The sequence below is a fragment of the Microcystis viridis FACHB-1342 genome (genome assembly GCF_014698335.1).
Classification (GTDB): Bacteria; Cyanobacteriota; Cyanobacteriia; order Cyanobacteriales; family Microcystaceae; genus Microcystis; species Microcystis ichthyoblabe_A.
This window is the reverse complement of sequence record NZ_JACJSV010000045.1, coordinates 1-19,514: the sequence shown is the minus strand read 5'-3', so window position 1 is coordinate 19,514 and position 19,514 is coordinate 1. Positions and strand designations below refer to the sequence as shown.

22 protein-coding genes and 1 pseudogene are annotated in these 19,514 nt (G+C 42.7%); 14 read left to right on the top strand and 9 right to left on the bottom strand.

Going from position 1 to position 19,514, the window contains the following annotated elements; genetic code table 11:
- Nucleotides 1-214 precede the first annotated feature (214 nt).
- Nucleotides 215-1,111: a 50S ribosomal protein L11 methyltransferase gene (gene prmA / locus H6G40_RS14970; RefSeq protein WP_069475186.1), complete on the top strand. Its 897-nt coding sequence runs from the start codon at nt 215-217 to the stop codon at nt 1,109-1,111.
- A 144-nt stretch (nt 1,112-1,255) separates the two neighbouring features.
- Complete coding sequence (locus H6G40_RS14965) at nt 1,256-1,699, top strand: molybdenum cofactor biosynthesis protein MoaE (RefSeq protein WP_002746835.1); 444 nt, start codon at nt 1,256-1,258, stop codon at nt 1,697-1,699.
- 2 nt (nt 1,700-1,701) lie between these two features.
- On the opposite strand, the gene H6G40_RS14960 is transcribed toward H6G40_RS14965, so the two are convergent.
- Together H6G40_RS14960 and H6G40_RS14955 are read right to left on the bottom strand one after the other, a co-directional pair.
- A complete protein-coding gene (locus H6G40_RS14960; protein ID WP_190537896.1) occupies nt 1,702-2,781 on the bottom strand; it encodes an AOC03_06830 family ribosome hibernation factor in 1,080 nt (359 codons plus the stop codon).
- Between the two features lie 260 nt (nt 2,782-3,041).
- Entirely contained in the window at nt 3,042-4,604 is a 1,563-nt protein-coding gene (locus tag H6G40_RS14955) for a B12-binding domain-containing radical SAM protein (protein ID WP_190537894.1), read from the bottom strand.
- A 276-nt stretch (nt 4,605-4,880) separates the two neighbouring features.
- Between H6G40_RS14955 and H6G40_RS14950 the strand changes: the two genes are divergently transcribed.
- Nucleotides 4,881-5,024 carry a high light inducible protein gene (locus tag H6G40_RS14950; RefSeq protein ID WP_002734821.1) on the top strand — a complete coding sequence of 48 codons (144 nt, stop codon included), beginning with the start codon at nt 4,881-4,883 and terminating at the stop codon, nt 5,022-5,024.
- A 142-nt stretch (nt 5,025-5,166) separates the two neighbouring features.
- Here H6G40_RS14950 and H6G40_RS14945 read toward each other — a convergent pair whose 3' ends face one another.
- From H6G40_RS14945 to H6G40_RS14935, 3 genes are all read right to left on the bottom strand, one after another.
- Nucleotides 5,167-5,352, bottom strand: coding sequence for a transposase (locus H6G40_RS14945; protein WP_069475183.1), 186 nt, complete (start codon nt 5,350-5,352; stop codon nt 5,167-5,169).
- Between the two features lie 226 nt (nt 5,353-5,578).
- Nucleotides 5,579-6,538 (bottom strand): quinolinate synthase NadA, encoded by a 960-nt coding sequence (gene nadA / locus H6G40_RS14940; protein ID WP_002731625.1) that lies wholly within the window; start codon nt 6,536-6,538, stop codon nt 5,579-5,581.
- A 251-nt stretch (nt 6,539-6,789) separates the two neighbouring features.
- A complete protein-coding gene (locus H6G40_RS14935; protein ID WP_002733015.1) occupies nt 6,790-7,215 on the bottom strand; it encodes a CoA-binding protein in 426 nt (141 codons plus the stop codon).
- Between the two features lie 231 nt (nt 7,216-7,446).
- Here H6G40_RS14935 and H6G40_RS14930 point away from each other — a divergent pair, with 231 nt between their 5' ends.
- From H6G40_RS14930 to H6G40_RS14915, 4 genes are all read left to right on the top strand, one after another.
- Complete coding sequence (locus H6G40_RS14930) at nt 7,447-8,121, top strand: TIGR04283 family arsenosugar biosynthesis glycosyltransferase (RefSeq protein WP_069475181.1); 675 nt, start codon at nt 7,447-7,449, stop codon at nt 8,119-8,121.
- A 117-nt stretch (nt 8,122-8,238) separates the two neighbouring features.
- Nucleotides 8,239-8,949 (top strand): superoxide dismutase, encoded by a 711-nt coding sequence (locus tag H6G40_RS14925; protein ID WP_002732557.1) that lies wholly within the window; start codon nt 8,239-8,241, stop codon nt 8,947-8,949.
- Between the two features lie 2 nt (nt 8,950-8,951).
- Nucleotides 8,952-9,869, top strand: coding sequence for a homoserine kinase (gene thrB, locus H6G40_RS14920; protein ID WP_069475180.1), 918 nt, complete (start codon nt 8,952-8,954; stop codon nt 9,867-9,869).
- Nucleotides 9,870-10,042: 173 nt separating this feature from the next.
- On the top strand, nt 10,043-11,416 hold the full coding sequence (locus H6G40_RS14915) for an HD domain-containing phosphohydrolase (protein WP_002752229.1): 1,374 nt from the start codon (nt 10,043-10,045) through the stop codon (nt 11,414-11,416).
- A gap of 223 nt (nt 11,417-11,639) precedes the next feature.
- On the opposite strand, the gene hpnH is transcribed toward H6G40_RS14915, so the two are convergent.
- On the bottom strand, nt 11,640-12,656 hold the full coding sequence (gene hpnH, locus H6G40_RS14910) for an adenosyl-hopene transferase HpnH (RefSeq protein ID WP_069475179.1): 1,017 nt from the start codon (nt 12,654-12,656) through the stop codon (nt 11,640-11,642).
- Nucleotides 12,657-12,932: 276 nt separating this feature from the next.
- Here hpnH and H6G40_RS14905 point away from each other — a divergent pair, with 276 nt between their 5' ends.
- Complete coding sequence (locus H6G40_RS14905; protein ID WP_002731690.1) at nt 12,933-13,532, top strand: DUF1517 domain-containing protein; 600 nt, start codon at nt 12,933-12,935, stop codon at nt 13,530-13,532.
- The gene (locus tag H6G40_RS14900; protein WP_081330894.1) at nt 13,489-14,421 is read left to right on the top strand and encodes a hypothetical protein; all 933 of its coding nucleotides are present in this window, start codon (nt 13,489-13,491) and stop codon (nt 14,419-14,421) included. The genes H6G40_RS14905 and H6G40_RS14900 overlap by 44 nt, the downstream gene beginning before the upstream one ends.
- A gap of 70 nt (nt 14,422-14,491) precedes the next feature.
- On the opposite strand, the gene H6G40_RS14895 is transcribed toward H6G40_RS14900, so the two are convergent.
- Together H6G40_RS14895 and H6G40_RS14890 are read right to left on the bottom strand one after the other, a co-directional pair.
- Complete coding sequence (locus tag H6G40_RS14895; RefSeq protein WP_002777155.1) at nt 14,492-15,004, bottom strand: phycobiliprotein lyase; 513 nt, start codon at nt 15,002-15,004, stop codon at nt 14,492-14,494.
- Between the two features lie 61 nt (nt 15,005-15,065).
- Nucleotides 15,066-15,734, bottom strand: a complete 669-nt coding sequence (locus H6G40_RS14890; RefSeq protein WP_002733567.1) for a HEAT repeat domain-containing protein — start codon at nt 15,732-15,734, stop codon at nt 15,066-15,068.
- A 511-nt stretch (nt 15,735-16,245) separates the two neighbouring features.
- Here H6G40_RS14890 and H6G40_RS14885 point away from each other — a divergent pair.
- Entirely contained in the window at nt 16,246-16,473 is a 228-nt protein-coding gene (locus tag H6G40_RS14885; protein WP_002734460.1) for a DUF2281 domain-containing protein, read from the top strand.
- A gap of 68 nt (nt 16,474-16,541) precedes the next feature.
- Nucleotides 16,542-16,856, top strand: a complete 315-nt coding sequence (locus H6G40_RS14880; protein WP_323132084.1) for a type II toxin-antitoxin system VapC family toxin — start codon at nt 16,542-16,544, stop codon at nt 16,854-16,856.
- Between the two features lie 261 nt (nt 16,857-17,117).
- Here H6G40_RS14880 and H6G40_RS14875 read toward each other — a convergent pair whose 3' ends face one another.
- Nucleotides 17,118-17,924, bottom strand: a complete 807-nt coding sequence (locus H6G40_RS14875; protein ID WP_002752208.1) for a creatininase family protein — start codon at nt 17,922-17,924, stop codon at nt 17,118-17,120.
- Between the two features lie 362 nt (nt 17,925-18,286).
- Between H6G40_RS14875 and H6G40_RS23970 the strand changes: the two genes are divergently transcribed.
- The 3 genes and pseudogenes from H6G40_RS23970 to H6G40_RS14865 form a co-directional block, all read left to right on the top strand.
- Nucleotides 18,287-18,466, top strand: a complete 180-nt coding sequence (locus H6G40_RS23970; protein ID WP_306307484.1) for a hypothetical protein — start codon at nt 18,287-18,289, stop codon at nt 18,464-18,466.
- Between the two features lie 405 nt (nt 18,467-18,871).
- Entirely contained in the window at nt 18,872-19,057 is a 186-nt protein-coding gene (locus H6G40_RS14870) for a hypothetical protein (RefSeq protein WP_042790318.1), read from the top strand.
- A 167-nt stretch (nt 19,058-19,224) separates the two neighbouring features.
- A pseudogene (locus tag H6G40_RS14865) lies at nt 19,225-19,514 on the top strand (photosystem II q(b) protein); the annotation flags it as partial.

Below are 19,514 nucleotides of genomic sequence, written 5' to 3'. Positions count from 1 at the left end.
AAAGCTCTGCACTTGCCACTTAATACTGTTGACTGAAAACCCAAATCTGATAACTGATAACTGATAACAAGGGCCGAATCTCAGACCTAATTGGTTAAGCTAAAAGCTTTGATGTGCTTAGTTTCTAACCTTCTTTTTAGGTAGGAGAATTGTCAGATTCTGTCTTTTGCCTCTTGCCTGTTGCCTCTTGCCTTCAGAAGCTGATAACTGATATATGTCTAATAGTTGGTGGGAAATTACGGTTTTGTGCGAACCTAGTCTCGAAGAAACGGTTTTCTGGAGACTGGAAGATTTTGGCTGTTCGGGAACGGCCACTGCTAAAAAACAATCCTCTTTAGAGGTTAAGGCCTATATACCAGAAATTAAAGCGCAATTGCCCGATTTAGAGGCACTAAGCCTCTGGTTAAAGCAGGATGCTTTGATTTTAGGTTTTTCTGAACCTGTCAGCTATTGGCAGTTAATGGACGAGGAAGACTGGGCCAGCAGTTGGAAACAACATTGGCAAATTAGCGAGATCGGCGATCGCTTTTTGATCTGTCCTGCTTGGTTAAATCCCCCGGAAAATAACCGGAGATTGGTGATTAAAATTGACCCCGGTTCCGCTTTCGGCACAGGAACCCACCCCACCACCCAATTATGTCTAGAATCCCTAGAAATGCTTTTAAGTAGCAATCCAGAGAATAAAATTATCGCCGATATCGGTTGTGGTTCCGGCATACTGGCGATCGGGGCGATTTTATTGGGGGCTAAAAAAGTTTATGCTGTCGATATAGATCCCCTGGCGGTGAATGCGACGTACAGTAATCGCCATCTCAACGGGATTAACCCCGAAAATTTAGCTGTTAATCAGGGTAGTGTCGAGGAGTTATTAGAATTAATTCCCGATGGTGTTGATGGCATCGTTTGTAATATTTTAGCCGAGACAATTATCGCTTTAATGCCCGAAATCACCCGTCTGGCAAAACCCACCACTTGGGGAATTTTAAGCGGCATTCTTGTCACCCAAGCACAAGCAGTTACAGATATTTTAGAACCCCAAGGCTGGACAGTGGCTGCCCTGTGGAAACGTCAAGAATGGTGCTGTCTTCAAATTCGTTGCACCCTCGATTAATATAGCTCTCGGCCGTCAGGATACGGTCGTCAGGATACAAAAGGCAAAAGGCAGCTTTGTTCTCCCCACACCCCACTTCCCACTTCCCACTTCATAATTCATAATTCATAATTCATAATTCCCCCACACCCCATCACCTCATCCATGACTCAAGATAGTTTTCGCATCAGTTTTGCTCCTTTATCTTTGCAGGAAGTATATCAATTAGCCGATGATGGGGCTAATGGGGCTATTGTACTAATGAGTGGTACTGTACGGGAGCAAACCGACGGTAAACCAGTTATTTATCTTGATTATCAGGCCTACGAACCCATGGCGATGGAGGTTTTCCGGCAAATTGCTCGGCAAATTCGGCAAACCTGGCCCGATACCAATCGAGTTGTCATTCACCATCGCACTGGTAAGCTCAAAATCGGTGAAATTAGCGTCTTAGTAGCGGTGGGTTGTCCCCATCGAGGGGAAGCTTTCGCAGCCTGTCGTTATGCTATTGATACTCTCAAGCATAATGCCCCCATCTGGAAAAAAGAATACTGGTCTGATGGTTCTAGTCAATGGGTTAGTATTGGGGCCTGTGAAACGGAGTGTTAGGTCTAATAACGTAAAATCAAGGCAATTTTTTGGTAATCGTTCAAGGAATCCTCCTCGACTAAAGCTACACGTCCTCCCTTGGCCAATACCACTTCGATAATTTCATCCACTGCGTCATCAATTACCTCCGTACCACCGACGTTTTCCACCAGTATCAAGTCACCATTTTCGCTTAAAACTGCGGGTACATGGTAATTTTTCTCCACTAATAACAATTTTCCTCGACCTTCCTGCGCTAAACGCCACACTTCTCCCAGGGTAGAGATAACTTTTTGAGCGCTGACTGCCGCATCCAAAGCTTGCAGAGCTTCAGTTTTTTGATTCTGACGCACTGAATGCATAATCGGCAATACTTGCGGAATTAATTCTGGCAGTGAGGTTTTGTCAAAATTGCCGGTTAAAGTGCCAACAATTGCTGATGTGTACTGTGAAACTTCTTGAAAGAAGGAAATTTGACGAACCACTCCACCCACAATCAAAGGGGAAGAATCATCAATGTCAATGTATTCACCCAGAGCATTATCTACCTGTTGGAAAAATCGCCGGATTCTATCATCTAGATAACTGGTATCGGCATCAAAGGGCAGTGGTGCGGTGGCCCCCGGTCCAGTCATTTCTAGGGGAAAATTCTGATCGCGAATTTCTTCAAGAGTTTCTCCTGTAGCTGAGATTAAACGAGTAGAACCCTGACTTAATAGTAACAGCCAATAGGGTTGTTCTCGATGTAATCCATAAACTAAATCCCGTGTGGCAAAGGTTTTATCGATGATAACTCTTGCCTGGACAGAAAAAGGCAGGTTATAAAGCTTGGCAATATCCGGACCAATATAGAGAGCTAATCCATCTAGAGTATAAGGATAATCTATTTCAGCTACTAGACTATCGAGGCGATCGAACAAAGGTTCGATTTCACGCTTAGAGAATTCTTCCGATAATCGGTGCTTTGCTTCATCGACCAAATTTTTAACGAGAATAGGGTCTTGTTTGTTATCCGGTGAGGTGCGATGGGTAGGTAAGAGAATGGAAAGGGCGGGTATTTGAGTTAGGGATTGTAGTTTCTTAAGTTCTTGACGAGTAATCATTGATTTTAGCTTGATTGATAGGGTTAAGGAACTAAAAATACTGGCTTTATCCAGATTTTCTCGATTTATTCAGTATTCCAGCTAACATTTTAGGGAAAAAATGTAATTATATCTAGAAAATTAAGAAATTATACTGAATTGCTTTGGCAGAGATTGAGGGAATTTTTAACCAGAAAACTAGGAATATTATTGATTTATCGATCGCCCACCATCAGGACAGAAAATGTTCAGGATGGGTAAATAACCCATCCTCGGAATAATTAGGCCGCTATGGCAGTTTTTTCCGCTATTAATGCCTCTTGGCGTTGAAATTCGGCTAATTGTGCCATAATTTCATCCCGAACAATCTGACGGTATTCCAGGAAATGCTCGTTGTGGGCGCAGACAGTGATATAGTGTTCGGCATTGGCGGGATTATGGCGCAAAATACCGAATAAATTCTGCCAGAATTTCCAGCGAGTGGAACGTTTAAAGCCCTGTCGCCAGATAATTACCGCTAGGGCATAGAGATCGGCCCGACGAGGCAGTTTAAAGGCTGGTTTAGCTTTAGGTGCGCCTAATTTCAGGAAACAGCGATAGGTGCGATCGAGAAATACCTCTGGATCGTACAATTTCCAGAAGGCTTCAATATATTCTGTGGCAATATCTTCGATCGGCCGGGTGGGAACGAAATTCATCAGGGTACTTTGGTTAATGTCCTGTTTCCCCGTTAATCGTAGTCGTCCTTCTTTTTCCAAGCGAGTCCATAGGGCGGTATTCGGTAAAGCTTGTAACATTCCGAAGAGAGCCGTGGGAATGGCCGCTTCTTCGACAAAATTAATAATGCGATCGGCCGCTCCTTTTTTCTCGCCATCAAAACCGATGATAAATCCCGCCATGGGGCGCAATCCGGCTTTAATAATCTTTTCTACCGTCTCGGTTAAGGAACTACGGGTATTTTGGAATTTTTTGGTTAATTGTAAACTTTCTTCGTCGGGGGTTTCAATCCCTAAAAAGACCGCGTCAAAATAACAATCGACCATCATTTCCATTAATTCGGGATCGGCGGCTAAATCCACCGATGCTTCCGTGTTAAACCGGAAAGGGTACTGGTGTTCTTCTTGCCAAACTTTTAATTCTTTGAGGAGTAATTTAACGTTGCGCTTGTTGCCGATAAAATTATCATCCACCATGAACACGCCCCGGCGCCAACCTAATTCGTAGAGATAATCTAATTCTTTTAATAATTGTGCGGGGGCTTTGGTGCGGGGTTTACGACCGTAGAGAACGATAATATCGCAAAATTCGCACTGGAAGGGACAGCCCCGCGAAAACTGCACCGACATGGAATCATAAGCTTCAAAATCGAGCAGATCGTAGCGGGGGATCGGGGTAATTGTCACATCGGGTTTTTCTGTGGTGCGGAAAACACCTTTAGTTTCTCCTTTTGCCAATGCTTCCACAAACATCGGGATGGTGATTTCTCCCTCATCGAGAATCAGAAAATCGGCCTCAGCAACTTCGTGGGGGATAGAAGTGGGATAGGGACCCCCCACGGCCACCAGTTTACCCCGTTGCTTGGCTTCGTGAATTTGCTCGATTAAATCTTGACGTTGGACGATCATACCCGAAAGAATGACTATTTCAGCCCAGTCCCATTCTGCTTCTGTCACTGCCCGAATATTGCGATCGACCAGTTTAAATTCCCATTCCTGGGGTAGAATCGCCGCCACCGTCACCATACCCAGGGGAGGAAGTAAGACTTTGCGATCGACTAATTCCAGAATTTTGTTATAAGACCAGAAAGTCGGCGGAAAAACGGGATAAATCAGTAAGGCACGCATATTCACTCCTCGCTCGACGGCGATCGATTCTTGACCTTTCGCTTGATTGTAATCTTTTTCGGTCAGGGATGGGAAAACCGTTATTTAGTCTGAGAACTAGGATCAGGCTTGATTTTCGGCCGCCATTGCCCACCCTTGACCCTACCCCCATAAAAGTTTATGGCCAACATCAATAAAATTTATGTAAAGAAATGTTGCATAGTCTGGAAAGTTATGTTACATTAAATATCAAGCACTTGACTTAAGCGCAATTTTCTTATAGGAAGGCAATTCACCATGGATAAGCAAGAAAACAAACTCGGTTTCACCGCTTTCGCTGAAAACTGGAATGGTCGTTTAGCCATGCTCGGTTTCGTTATTGGCGTAGCTACGGAATACTTAACCCACAAAGGCATCCTTGCTCAGTTAGGCTTAATGTAATTTCGGCCTCGACTGCTGTGCATCTACAATCATCTTGAATAAATCCTTAAAAAAAGGGGAAGAGCATAGCTCTTTCCCTTTTTAAGTGGGAGGTTGGAGAGATTTTTCAGTGATCAGTCAACAATAATCACTCATGGTGAAGCTAAGAGGTTTTAGATACCAGATGATAGAGTTGATTAAAACTCAGTTTTTGGGAGTTTTCAAAGAAATATTGGCGATAATGGTAGTTAGCTAGATTGAACAAATTTTTTGACAAGAAGGCATAATGGTCGATTTCTGACCATAAGGGATGGTTTTGACTGATAATATGACGTTCAACTACCTTCATATCTTGATTATACCTGATAACGTTCTTAAAATCTATCGGTGGCCAAAGTTACTTATTTTAGTTATCTAGCTACAGAAATGAGTAACTTTAAAAGGCTTTAGGTAGGTTTTTGGTTTCTGTGGTTAACCCAAATTATCCCTATTCTTTTTCCTTCCAGACAAACACCAGAAGAGCTAACTCTTGGGGTTGATGCTTTTCGTTTTTGAATTGGCGCACTGATAACTGATTAAGACATTTCTAACATTCTTTGAATCGGCAACAGTGCCTTAACTCTTAAATCTTCAAAAATAGTAATTTCTGGAGTTTTATCTCGCATACAGAGATACAATTTTTCGAGAGTGTTCAGTCTCATATAGGGACACTCATTACAAGCACAGTTATTTAAAGCTGGTGCGGGTATAAATGCTTTCTCTGGCGCGGATTTTTGCATCTGGTGAATAATCCCCGGTTCTGTGACGACAATAAAGGTTTTTTCGGAACTTTTCAGGGAATAATTTAATAGTGCCGTCGTGGAACCAATATAATCGGCATGGCGTAAAACCGATGATTCACACTCAGGATGGGCGATAATTTTTGCTTCTGGATGGGCAACTTTTAATTCTATTATCTTGCGTTCGGAAAAAGTTTCATGGACAATACAACTACCCTGCCAGAGAACTAAATCTCTGCCAGTTTGCTGACTGACATAACGGCCTAAATTGCGATCAGGAGCGAAGATAATCGGTTGATGGACAGGGATTTGATTCACTATTTTGACTGCGTTGGAACTGGTGCAGATAATATCACTCATGGCCTTAATTTCTGCACTGCAATTGATATAGGAAATCACGATATGATCGGGATATTGGGCTTTAAAACGAGCAAAATCTTCAGGATGACAACTATCAGCTAAAGAACATCCCGCATCTAAATCCGGCAGCAATACCAACTTATCCGGATTTAAGATTTTAGCTGTCTCTCCCATGAAGTGAACCCCCGCAAATACGATTACATCTGCTGGCGTTTGGGCAGCCTGCTGGGATAAACCTAGAGAATCACCAATATAATCAGCTATATCCTGTATGTCAGAATTTTGATAGTAGTGAGCCAGAATAACGGCGTTTAATTCCCTTTTAAGCTCTTTAATTGCCGTAAATAGGTCATCAGGTAAGCTCGATCGATTTGCGGGTTGAACAGTTGTGAACACGGTGAGATTTATGGTTATTTTTACCAAATACTAAACAAGTCTCTACATCATAGCAAATTTTTCCAAGGAGAGACCACAAACAAAAAAAGCTTGATACAACAGCGCTCAAACGACTGACAACCAAGCCCCGATAATACCATTTTTCAAAAAGTATATAGCGTGTTCTATTCGCACGAGGTACATTATTGATGTTCAAAAGCTTAATCAGCAAAGGTTTAAATGTGCCGTACAGGTACGAGAACCGCTATAGTTTATTTTTGGGAAATCCCTAAACGCTGATATTCTATCTGGATACAAGCATCCATAATCACATTTAAACCCGCCTCGATCGCCCTTTTTTCCGCAACTGGGTGATAAATTTTCAATTGTGTCCAAAGGGTAGCAGCCTGAATAGCAATAGCTGACTCGACAATTTCAGGTAGATAATCAGGATGACGAAAAACGTTAACAATATCCACGGGTTCAGGGATAGCCTCTAGAGAAGGATAGCACCTTTGACCATCAATTTGCTTGACCATCGGATTGACAGGATAGACTCGATAACCCACCGCTTGCAGAAATTTGGCTACCTGATAGCTGGCGCGACTCGATTTCTCAGAATGCCCCACCACTGCGATAATTTTACTATTGCTGAAAATGGTTTTGAGCGCACCATCGTCTCCTTTAATATTCGGCATTGTCCCACCTATCTTAGAACAGAGTTTCGTTTCCCATAAAGATGAAGTGTAACCTAATTTGGTATCGACTTTTAACTGCAGCTTTAGCCCCTCTGGAGAACTGGCAGCAATGTTTAACTTTTATATCGGAAAAACAGTTATTACCAATCCCAATCAATTCCTCGGTATCTGTAGGAAAATTTACCCGATGGTTGCCCCTAAATCCTCTGACTTTAGTTAGTACAAAACCTCATGAATTATCTTAGTGTTATCATTCCGACTCTTAATGAGGAGTTAAGAATTGCAGCAACGTTAAAACAGATAGGTGAAGGAGTAGAAATTATTGTTGTCGATGGGGGAAGTACAGATAAAACCAGAGAAATAGCTGAAAAATTGGGAGCAAAAGTAATTATTTCACCGAGTAAAGGTCGTGCATTTCAGATGAATTTAGGAGCCAAAATAGCGAAAGGAGATATTTTGTTATTTCTACATGGAGATACTTTACTTTCCCAAAATTATCAAGAGCAAATTATCAATACTTTATCTCAATCTGGGATAGTAGCGGGGGCTTTTGAATTAAAAATTGATGGAGAGGAAAAAAACCTGCGTTTAGTGGAAAAATTAGTTAATTGGCGTTCTCACTGGTTTTCTCTTCCCTACGGAGATCAAGGAATATTTTTAAAAGCCTCAATATTGACCGATTTAGGGGGGTTTCCTGAGTTACCAATTATGGAAGATTTTGAATTAATACAAAGATTGAAAAAAAGGGGTAAAATAGCCATAGTTTCTACTGCGGTGATTACCTCAGCAAGACGTTGGCAAAAATTAGGAGTTGGCAAAACTACCTTAGTTAATCAATTAATAATTATTGGTTATTATCTAAAAATTCCGCCGCATTTGTTGAAAAATTTTTATCGTTTATGGTAATTAGGGAGAACTACCACTAGATTCTGATTACTTCTGGGAGTCTGTCGATAAAAATTTTTGTCTCCCGAAGTACCGATCGATAGGATAATTGATCATTGTAACATCTGCTCTGAGAATATGTCTCTCGATCGCCGTCAATTTCTTTATCTTTTAGGTGCCACCCTTGGCACAGCCACTCTTGCTGGTTTGAAGCCTCCGGCCTTTGCTGCTACTGGTCCCTATGGTCTTATTGCCCTACCCTATAGCTATGATGCCCTAGAACCTTATATCGATAAGGAAACGATGCAATTTCATCACGATAAACACCATGCAGCCTACGTTAATAATCTCAACACGGCAGTGGCAAAATATCCAGAATTGCAGAAAAAAACAGTAGTAGAATTGATTAAAAATCTTGACTCTTTACCCGCCGATATTCGCACCACTGTCCGCAATAATGGCGGCGGCGATCTTAATCATACGATGTTTTGGCAGATTATGTCCCCCGATGGCGGTGGCGAACCAACAGGAGAAATAGGAGCGGCAATAATCGCTAAATTTGGCAGTTTCGAGGAATTTAAAAACGCTTTCAACCAAGCAGGTACTAAACTTTTTGGTAGTGGTTGGACATGGTTGGTTTTAAATAAGTCAGGACAACTAGAAATTATCAGCACTGCTAACCAAGATAGCCCCCTAATGATGGGATTACAGCCAATTATGGGCAATGATGTTTGGGAACACGCCTATTACTTAAAATATCGTAATCAACGGGCTGAGTATTTAAAACAGTGGTGGAATGTGGTTAACTGGGAGGAGGTAAATCGCCGCTATCTTCAGGCAAAAGCTTAACCATGACAACTTTTACGGTAACAGTTCCCGCTACCACTGCTAATATTGGGCCCGGCTTCGATTGTCTCGGAGCGGCCTTAACCCTATATAATCAGTTTACTTTTACCCTGCTGCCGGCAACGACAGCTAACCCTGTCAGCATTATTGTCAAGGGGACTGAATCAGCTAAAGTTAGCCAAGGTGCTGATAATTTAATCTACACTTCTTTTTTGCAAGTTTATCAAAAAATAGGACAGAATCCGCCCCCTATCGCCATCGAGATCGGTTTAGGGGTTCCCCTGGCTAGAGGTTTAGGTAGTTCTGCTACTGCTATTATCGGTGGGTTAGTGGCTGCCAATCAATGCGCGGGCAATCCTTTATCTATGGGGGAAATCGAAGCATTAGCGATCGCCTTGGAGGGCCATCCAGATAATGTGGTGCCGGCTTTACGGGGCAACTGTCAGCTATCGGCAGGTGATAGCACAAATTGGGCTATTTGTCAAGTATTTTGGCAAAAAAATCTCATTCCCGTCCTAGCGATTCCCGATTTTGAACTGGCTACGGCAAAAGCTAGGGCGGTTTTACCGGAAACAATTAGCCGTCAGGAGGCTATTTTCAATATTTCCCGCTTGGGTTTATTATTGCGGGGATTAGAGACGGGTAACGGCGATTGGCTGAGAATTGCCCTAGAGGATAAACTGCATCAACCCTATCGCCAATCTTTGATCCCGGGTTACGAAAAGGTGAAAAAAGCCGCCATTAATGGGGGTGCTTACGGGATGGTAATTAGTGGCGCAGGTCCGAGCCTATTAGCTTTAACTAACCCCGACAATGCCCAAAAAACAGCCACAGAGATGACCAATGCTTGGGAGGAAGTGGGGATTAACTCCAGTGCCAAAATTTTGGCTTTAGATACCCTAGGGGCCCAAGTAAACTGTTAAGCCTCCAATTTACCTGTTAAGAGTCCCTGACATTTGAGATAAAATTAAGTAAAAAGCTATGAGGAGTCAGTCATCAGTCATCAGTAATCAGGAGTCAGAAATCAGGAGATTATTTTTATTTATTCTCCCCACTCCCCACACCCCACTCCCCACTCCCCCTAATCTTGCCACTTATGACCGTAGGATCCAGCTTACAACAGTTAAAAATAGCTTCATCGGGAAGATTACCCAGCAGTTACGGGGTCTATTTTAAGAATACCCTGGTGGCCCTCTGTCATGCTCTTGAAGATCATATTTTGCAAACTAGCAGCCCAGACAGTACAAATAAACCACTGGTTTTAGTCACCTTTCAACAGGGAAAATGGTATTTACAGGAAGCAGAGCGCTATTTAGATATTGCTCGCTCTTCTCGTCATATTGCGATCGCTGCCGTGGCCGATAGTGGTTTTTCTGAGCATAAAACCGGCAGTTTAGAGAATGTTTCGCTAGTGAACTTAGATAATAGCGATAGTTTGGTGAATGAGTGGAATTTAATCATTCTTTCCCCCGATTACGCCTCCATGGTACTCTGTCATGAGTTATCCCCAGAAGAATACCGGTCCGATAGTCAACCCCAAATAGACACGGAGCGAAAATTCTACGGTTTATGGACATTCGATCGCGATTTAGTTGAAAAAGCCGCTAGGATCTTAATTGAGCGTCTGCATCCCTATAATCCCAGTCTAGCGGCCGATTTAAGCAGACAACAGCAGGAAATTAGTCAAAATATTAATCCCATTCCCACGGATTTAACCGGAGTAGTCTCTCGCATTGTCACCTATCTGCAAACCAGTCAACAGCAGTTAGTCACCGTCAGCAGACAAGCGCGAGAATTAAGCGACTTAGAAGGACAAGCATCCCGTTTAAATAAAAATTTAGCCGCTAATAAACTGCAAGCTTTTCTAAGAATGGCCCAAAAAGTCGATGAAAGAGATATTGATAATCCCCTTGCTTCCCTACAGGTGGCCGCTTTAGCGGAAATGTTGGGACAATTGCTCGATTTACCCACCCTGAGATTACGACGCTTACGATTAGCTGGTTTATTATACCGCATCGGTCTAGCGGAGGCTCCGATCGAAGTTTTTAGACAGCGTGCCAGTCAGTTAGAGGGAGCAAATGCGTTATTTTGGCGGGATCGATCGGTGTTAGGCGCACAATTACTCGCCACTATGCCCGAATTAGCCCCAATTCAACAGATTATTTACCATGAGTTTGAATACTGGGATGGTAGCGGGGTTCCCAACGGTTTAAAAGGGGAAGAAATCAGCCTAGAGTCGCGAATTTTAGGATTATCAGCCTATTTTCAGGAATTAACTCAACCGCGAGGCGACCGACTAGCTCTAGATTTAGGAGAGGCCCTAGAGCGCTGTCAAAATTATAGCGGGATTCGTTTCGATCCCGCTTTGGTAGAAAAATTAAGTTCGGTAATTCGTCTGTGCGAAATGGGGTGGATGCAATTACCCGATCGCCCTAGTCAAGTCCCCGCCGTCTGGTTAGAATCAGTTTAGGATTAGGGTCTGCTGAAAAAGTTTTTCCTGGGGGTAGGGTGTGGGGTGTGGGGTGTGGGGTGTGGGGTTTTACCCATTTTCAGGGGGTCAATTACCTAATTTTCAGGGAAAAAGAGCCTAAATTTCCCCCCCCGATCCCCCCAAGGTCTGGCACTTTTTGATGGGAAAAAAGTCTAAAATTCTTATCCAACAAGGTTTTTAGATTTATTCAGCAGACCCTAGATTAGACTCCGATTAAACTCTGCATGGCACGTCTCATATTAGCCGGTTTAAAAGCTGCCATGGCCGCGGTCGGTTCATAGCCGCAATGTACCATACAATCGGCACATTGAGGATTGCCACTAGCCCGACCGTAGTTATCCCAATTGGTTTCTGCTAAAAGTTCCCGAAAGCTTTTGTAATGACCTTCGTTGAGCAGATAACAGGGTTTTTGCCATCCTAAAAGACTATAGCTAGGACTACCCCAAGGGGTGCATTCATAGTCTTGTTCACCGATGAGAAAATCGAGAAAGAGAGGATTATGGTTAAAATTCCACTTTTTCTGACCTGATTTCCAGGGTGAGAGAATTTCTCGGAATAAAGCTCTAGTTTGCTCCCGTTTCAAGAAACTATCTTGATCCGGGGCCCACTCATAACTGTAACCGGGGGAAATCATCATGCCATCGATGCCCAAAGTAGCAAGAAAATCGAAAAATTCCTGCATTTCTCGCGGATCTGTGCCTTCAAAAACCGTGGTATTAGTAGTAACCCGAAAACCTCTCGCTTTCGCCGCTTTAATCCCTTTTACTGCCTTATCGAATACTCCCTTTCGATCCACACAGCGATCGTGATGTTCTTTGAGACCATCCAGATGGACACTAAAGGTAAGATAGGGTGAAGGAGTAAATTTATCTAGGCTTTTTTCCAATAACAGGGCATTGGTACACAGATAGACGAATTTTTTTCTGTCCACTAACCCCTTGACAATTTCATCGATTTGTGGATGTAAAAGCGGCTCACCCCCGGGGATGGAAACCACGGGAACTCCGCATTCTTCCACCGCTGCGAAACATTCTGCTGGGGTAAGATGATTGCGGAGGATTTCCGGGGGATGTTGAATCTTGCCGCAGCCAGTACAGGCTAAATTACAGCGAAATAGGGGTTCTAGCATTAAAACTAAGGGAAAACGCTTTTTTCCTGCTAGACGCTGTTTCAAGATATAGGAAGCAACCACTAAAGCTTGTTGTAGTTGGACAGCCATTTGCTCACACCAATAGGATTCTAAGTCATTATAGACTGTTAACAGGACATCAAGGCATAGAACCCTAGAAAATGGCAAAATAAATAAAAGCTGGTGGCTTTTTTGGCTGTTTACTTGATTATCATCTTGATCTAGCTGATGGCTTCAAGACTACTGACTTGAAAGTGGGAAGTGGGAAGTGGGAATTGGGAAGAATAAATAAAAAAAAGTCTCCTATCTCCTGACTACTGACTCCTAACCTTAACGACAATTTTTGATTTTTACCAGAGGTCTATTATGAGTTCTTTAGGCGATCGCTTCAAGAAATTTGCGGGTAGAACTCGCTATGTGGTCTGTCGCTTATTTTTGCATCTCTACGGCCAAGAAATCGCACCGCTGATCGGTATTCTTAATCGTGCCGGCCGGGAGGCGATCGATTCCGAAGGCGATTTAGAGGTCATGGGAGAGGGTTTAGTAGAAATTTGTCAAAATCTGCTGCAGATGAACCTCTATTGGTTTTCTGTGGCTAATGAGGGCGATGTTTTTTGGCATGAGGGGGAAGCGGGAGACTACGTTAACGAACTGTTTACCGATTCCGCGGCCAGATACCTAAGTGAATCGGTGTCTTCACAGTTGGGGGAAAACGAACCCTTAACTTTACCCGTCACCGATAACTTAGTTGTTATGATCACAATAGCCTTCGAGGGTGAGAGTGCTGCTTTAGAAACTAGCCTAGCCGATCGAGAGGCCCTGGAAGATGGTTTAAAATCAATAATTAACCTTCACTACCAAGGTCGGCTGCGTGCGATTCAGGTACATTTTTCTCCTGCTCAATTGGGAGATGAATTGACCAATGAGCAACTATTACTCAATTTCCCCGAATTGCTGCCTTTATAGTCTTAATTTTGCCCTTATGCTGCGCCAAGTAACGACAATTTTTTTAATTCTTACCCTTTGTTGCACAACGGTGGCCTGTGGTTCGTCGTCAAATCAAACTCAGTCACCGTCAGCTAATAACAGTAGTGTAAGACGAGAATCCAATCAGGTTAGTAGCGGTCGCTACGAGGTGCAACAAGCTACCTACGATGACGGAGATGGCACTTATACCTTAATGCTGTTAAACACCCCCGGGGGGACTTCTCCCCTCTTTCGCACCACTAACCTGCAAATGGCTAGATTAAGCGATGAAGCTATCGCTAAAGGGGAAAAAACTGCGGTGGAAATCAACGGTGATCAGGCTACCCTGTACATGACCGAAGATTTTAAAATTGAGTATGTCCATAATGTCACGGAAGTGCGGAACAATCCCCAAACCGGACAACAGGAAACCGTGGTGATTCGACAAGAATCGAGTTTTTGGAGTCCTTTTTTCGGTGCTGTTGCTGGTCAAGCTTTGGGTAGTTTGCTCTTTCGTCCTCAATATTACGTTCCTCCCCTCTATACTCCGGGGGGTGTGATGACCGGTTTTGGTGGTTACGGTTCCACCTATAATCAGGCAGTGGATCAATACCGGACTAAACATAATAGTCCACCTCCGGCAGTCAAAAACCGGCAAACTCTCCGTTCTACCGGCAATTTACGTCGTTATCCTAGCAATACTCCCTCTAGTCCCAATCGCAGCAGCACCACCACCACAAAACCCAGTGGTTCTGGTTATGGTTCCAGTACCCTGAAGAATTCGGGTAAATCTGATAATGTCAAACGTTCTCCTAGTTTCGGTTCCTCTGGTTCCCGTCGTACCCCTAGTCGCAGTGGTTTCGGCAGCAGCAGACGCGGCCGACGTTAGGAGGATTTGACTGGAGTGGTGGAAGATTAATCCTGTCTTCCCCACCTCAGAGATTGGGGATGGCAGCTACTTAAGAAGCAACCATTTTGCGAATTTCCGAATAGAAAACCGTTTGGCGATCGCCATTGGCCGACTGAATAATACTGGTACGCAATCTCAGATTAGGACTAGCAAACCAGATTCTTTCCTCGATACGATGGTGATTGTCCTCGATGGTTAAAGTTAAAGCTTGATCGCTTCTGAGATGATATTCTCCCAGCGCTGCCGATTTACCGACCGCTGTGATTAATTTTCCTTGCCAAGAATTTTCTGAGGGTAGCCAAACTAAATAGCTAGAACCGATTTTTTTCGGTTGTCCATAGTCCACGGAATTATCCCAAGTCGTTTTCCATCCCCCTAGACTGGTGTGGGACTGACAGTTATTTCCTAAACATAATTGCACCACATCGGCAGCATCGGCAGCCAGCAAATCGATGGTGATTTCTGCTTTATTATTGGCAACTTTTTGGGCAGCTAATTGATAACTGGTGCGCTGAGAAAACCATTTACCCGCACAGAGATTAATAAATTCTTGAATGTCCATGAATGGCTGTAGGCAAAGATCGATCGCTCTGGAAGAATAGATTATTTATTCTATCCTATACCTAGACGTTGGCCAATTTTTGCAAAGATAAACGGGCTGCTTCCCGCACTTGTGGATGTTCGTCCTTGACCAAAAATTTTAAGGCTGCGATCGTTTTTTCCGCCGGAAGCTGGCCTAAAGCTTCCGCTAATCGCTGCCGGATTAACCAGTCATCGGAGTTAACAAAGGTTAAAAGCTTCTCGACGGTTTCCACTGCTTTGATTTCCCCAAGAGCGGCAATAGCGGCCTGTTGAATAACCGCTTCGTTACTATCGAGAGCCGATAATAACACCTGTTTAGCCCGAATATCGCGTAAATTGCCCAAAGCGACGGCAGCACTGAAGCGGACTAACCATTGCGTATCTTCGTAAAAAGCTCGTTGTAGGGGTTCAAAAGCGCGAATATCTTCTAAATAACCTAAGGCCCCCGCAGCATCGGCGCGAATGCCATAATCGGCATCATTGGCTAACAAATCCACGAGGATAGGAAAGCATTCCTCGGTTTGTTTGACTCCCAAAGCAAAGACAGCCATCGATCGCACTGGCAGCATTTCATCATAAAGGACTTTTTTGATCAAGGGTACAGCTTCCTCCGGGGTCACTTCTCGCAGGGATGCCAAGGCCAGCAGACGATCTTTGGAGTTGCTGCTTTCTAACTGCAGGGCAATGGTTTCTATATCAGGCTTGCTCATTTTTGTCAATCACTTGTAATATTTCTTTAATTCTAACGCAATTTTTTCTAAGTCAGCAGCCCTAGTGGACTGAAACAGCTAATTTCTGTCTGTTACAGTGTTTCTCATAAAGATGAAGTGTAATCTAATTTGGTATGGAAGACCGACTCCCGAAAACGAAAACTTCGTACCTGCTCATTAAGATAACTGCTGTGGCTAATATCCTTAACAATAGGATTAATTTAGCTTAAACCTCCTGTAAAAGTAAGTTTTCGAGGTGCTATCGGCTCAAAATATCGAAAACCTCAGATAAATTTGACATAATCTTGGGTTTTATGGACGGGATAGTTGTTTCTTGTCTTTTTTCTCCTCCTCTGGACTGTCTCGGAGTCTCCTCACGGAAGATTTTTGATTTTTGCAGGAACTCTCTTAAACAAGTTGGGGAAGTGGTTCTACAAAAATTAACTTTATTTATGTTTAAAATGCTATCATGAAGCTTGCATCGTAGATTTCAGTATATATTGAGAAAACCATGACTATTTCTGGCAATAAAATTACAGAAAGCATTATTAACAAGCTACAGGAAATTCCTCTAGATAAACAAAAACAAATCTTAGAATATGTAGAAGCTCTCACGGAGGAAAAGGAGCCTTTATCTTCCCCTAAAAAACGAGTCTTTGGGTTGCATCAGGGAAAAATTTGGATGAGTGATGATTTCAATCAACCCTTACCCGATAATTTCTGGAATTTTGACTCATGAATATTCTCTTAGATAGTCACACTTTAATCTAATTTTCCCAGAATTCTCCTCAGCTTTCCTCATCAGCAATTAAGATACTAGAAGATAGAAATAATCTTCTTTTCTTGAGTTTGGTCAGTGTCTGGGAAATACAGATCAAAGTACAGTTAGGCAAATTAAATTTAGATATTTCTCTCTCGGAAATAGTTAAAGATCAAACTAAAATTAATGATGTGCAGATTTTACCCCTGAAATTATCTCATATTTGGACATTAGACACCTTACCTTATTATCACAAAGATCCGTTTGATCGTTTATTGATTTCTCAAGCAATTACAGAAAACCTAATTATCCTGGGTGTTGATTCTGTTTTCGATTCTTATCCTGTACAAAAAATATGGTAAAAAATGTCGTTTGTTTTCTTTTTATTACTGGTTACAAAATTTCTAAAATCTCAAAAATAAAGCTCATAATTGAGATTATATAGTTATGCTAAAAACCACCAGAAGTCTGGTTAAAATTTCCTCTGTTGATGCTAATAGAAGATAGTGATCAAATGCTCGAATCAAAGGAGAAGGAAGATGGAGTTTTATCCTTTGTAAGAAAATTACGAATAGGCAGTTTAAGTGCAGTACAGCTTATTAACAATTCTGATTAATCTTCTATTAAGATAACTTCGGTTGACGGAATCGATAAACATCAATGATCGCCTGTACCCAACCATTAGCAACGGATTCTAATAATCGATCGCCTTTTTCTTTACTTGCATTAGTAGCATCTCCCATCACTCCACTTTTAGTTAATTCCTTAGTTAACCAAGCAAAGGGTAATTTTCCTTCCATAGTTAATAAACTATTTTCTGGCAAACCCTGGGGATATTCTCGGACAGCCCGCTCAATTTTGACCTGTTCTGGCAGTAATGATAACATAATGCTAGTTTCCACATCTCCTGCATGAATACCGTATTCTAATTCATATTCCGAGAATAATTCAGCCGCATTGTGGGGAACTCGCCAAGTGAAAAAAGGAAATACTAAAAAATCGGTATATTGTTGGTGAATATCTCTAGCGGCAATTTCCATAACTTGCGGTTGTCCGCCGTGAGAGTTCATTAATACTAACTTGCGAAACCCCGAACGATAGAGACTTTCAGCTATCTCTTGAATGAGGGTTAATAAGGTGGCTGCCGAGAGGGTAATCGTGCCGGGGAAAGACCAATGTTCGTTAGATTTTCCGTAGTAGAGACAGGGTAAAGCAAAGGCGGGAACATTTGTATTTAATTTCTCGAAAGCTTTGCCTAAAACCCCTAAACTAATGGCAGCATCGACAGCAATAGGGAGATGGGGTCCGTGTTGTTCGATCGCACCGATGGGTTGAATAATTACCACATTTTCCTTATCCAGCATTGAATCTATATCGGTCCAAGTAAGATAGGGAAAATAACGATGAGGGGGAATAAAACCGTGCATCATAATCCTATTGGGGGTGAGGGATTAGGGTTAAGTAGTCGTGCAAAATTAATTTCCTAGTCGAGACAGGAGACAGGAGACGGGAGATGGGAGACGGGATAAAGCTATTAGGGATCGGATTTGAGTTTTCAGTTCACTGTTTACTCACAGCAGAAGTCTGACGGAGTAGTGGCTTAGATGTGTAATTAATTGTGCTTAGATACTTATGGAAAAAATTACTGTTTATTTGGTAATTGTACCACTAATTCCTGGCAAGGTTGCCAATCATCTTCATCGGTAATGGTTGGACAAAACGAATCCCTATAGCAACAAAACCTGTTTCATTAATTATAATCTGCAATATCGTCGGCTCTTCTCGACCTTGTGTGATAAGTTTAAATTATATAAGAGCGATCAATCTTTGTGTCCTTTGTGTCTTTGTGGTTCGTTTCACTCGCTCGCCCGCAGGACTGTATCTTAGAATACATTTTACCCACCAAACCCAAGAGAGCCTATCGTCGGGCAAAAACACCAGGAGCGACTTGTTTTTTTACCCTTGTTACTGATCATCTTTAAGCCTTTTCTTTAAGTATTGTTGTTAATGTAGCTTATTATATCAGTTCTCACACCTGTGTGGCACATTTAAACCTTTGCTAATTAAGCTTTTCAACATCGATAATGTACCTCTTGCGAACAGGAAACGCTATAAGATCAGCGACCGCACTTAAACTCACAGCTTCAATGAATGTGCAGGGTGCGTTCCCAAAAATCTATCGGTGGAGTAGTATGAGCCATCTTAGGGAACGCACCCTACGGCTAAAAGGAAAAGGCGCTTCATGGTTTTTGGGTGGTATTGCCGTCCATTTTAAGGTGGTGAGGATGTCAACGGCAAAATTTCCGTAAAGAGGGTGATTCCCATTGATTAATATGTCAAGTTCCCTGCCGTAAAGAATCCATGGATACTTGAGGCAATGATGATTACAGAATTAAATATCCGGTTAGAGGCCCCCGAAAAAACAACCGATGAGATAAGACAACGCAAGGAAGCGATCAATCGGCAATCGGCCGAGTTTAACCAGTGGATGACCAGAATCAAAGCAAGACTAGATGCGATCGCTGGTAAGATCGAACGGGACAAGCGATCGCATCCGGCTTAAAACAAAAGGTGCTTCATAGTTCATTGTCGGTAGTGCGACCAACTAACCTAACATAACCTCAGCTTATCAATAGCATAAGTAACAATATCGTCAAACTTCTTTACAAACCGTTACATTACCCTTAAGATGAGAACATCATAAATCAATAAAACCGCACTCATAAACCAATGACCACCACCTTACAACAGCGCGAGAGCGCTTCCCTGTGGGAGCAGTTCTGCCAGTGGATTACCAGCACCAACAACCGTCTTTATGTCGGCTGGTTCGGTGTGATCATGATCCCCACCCTGCTCACCGCCACCACCTGCTTCATCATCGCCTTTATCGCCGCTCCTCCTGTAGATATCGACGGTATTCGCGAGCCTGTAGCTGGTTCTCTACTCTACGGAAACAACATCATCTCTGGTGCGGTTGTTCCCTCTTCCAACGCGATTGGACTCCACTTCTACCCCATCTG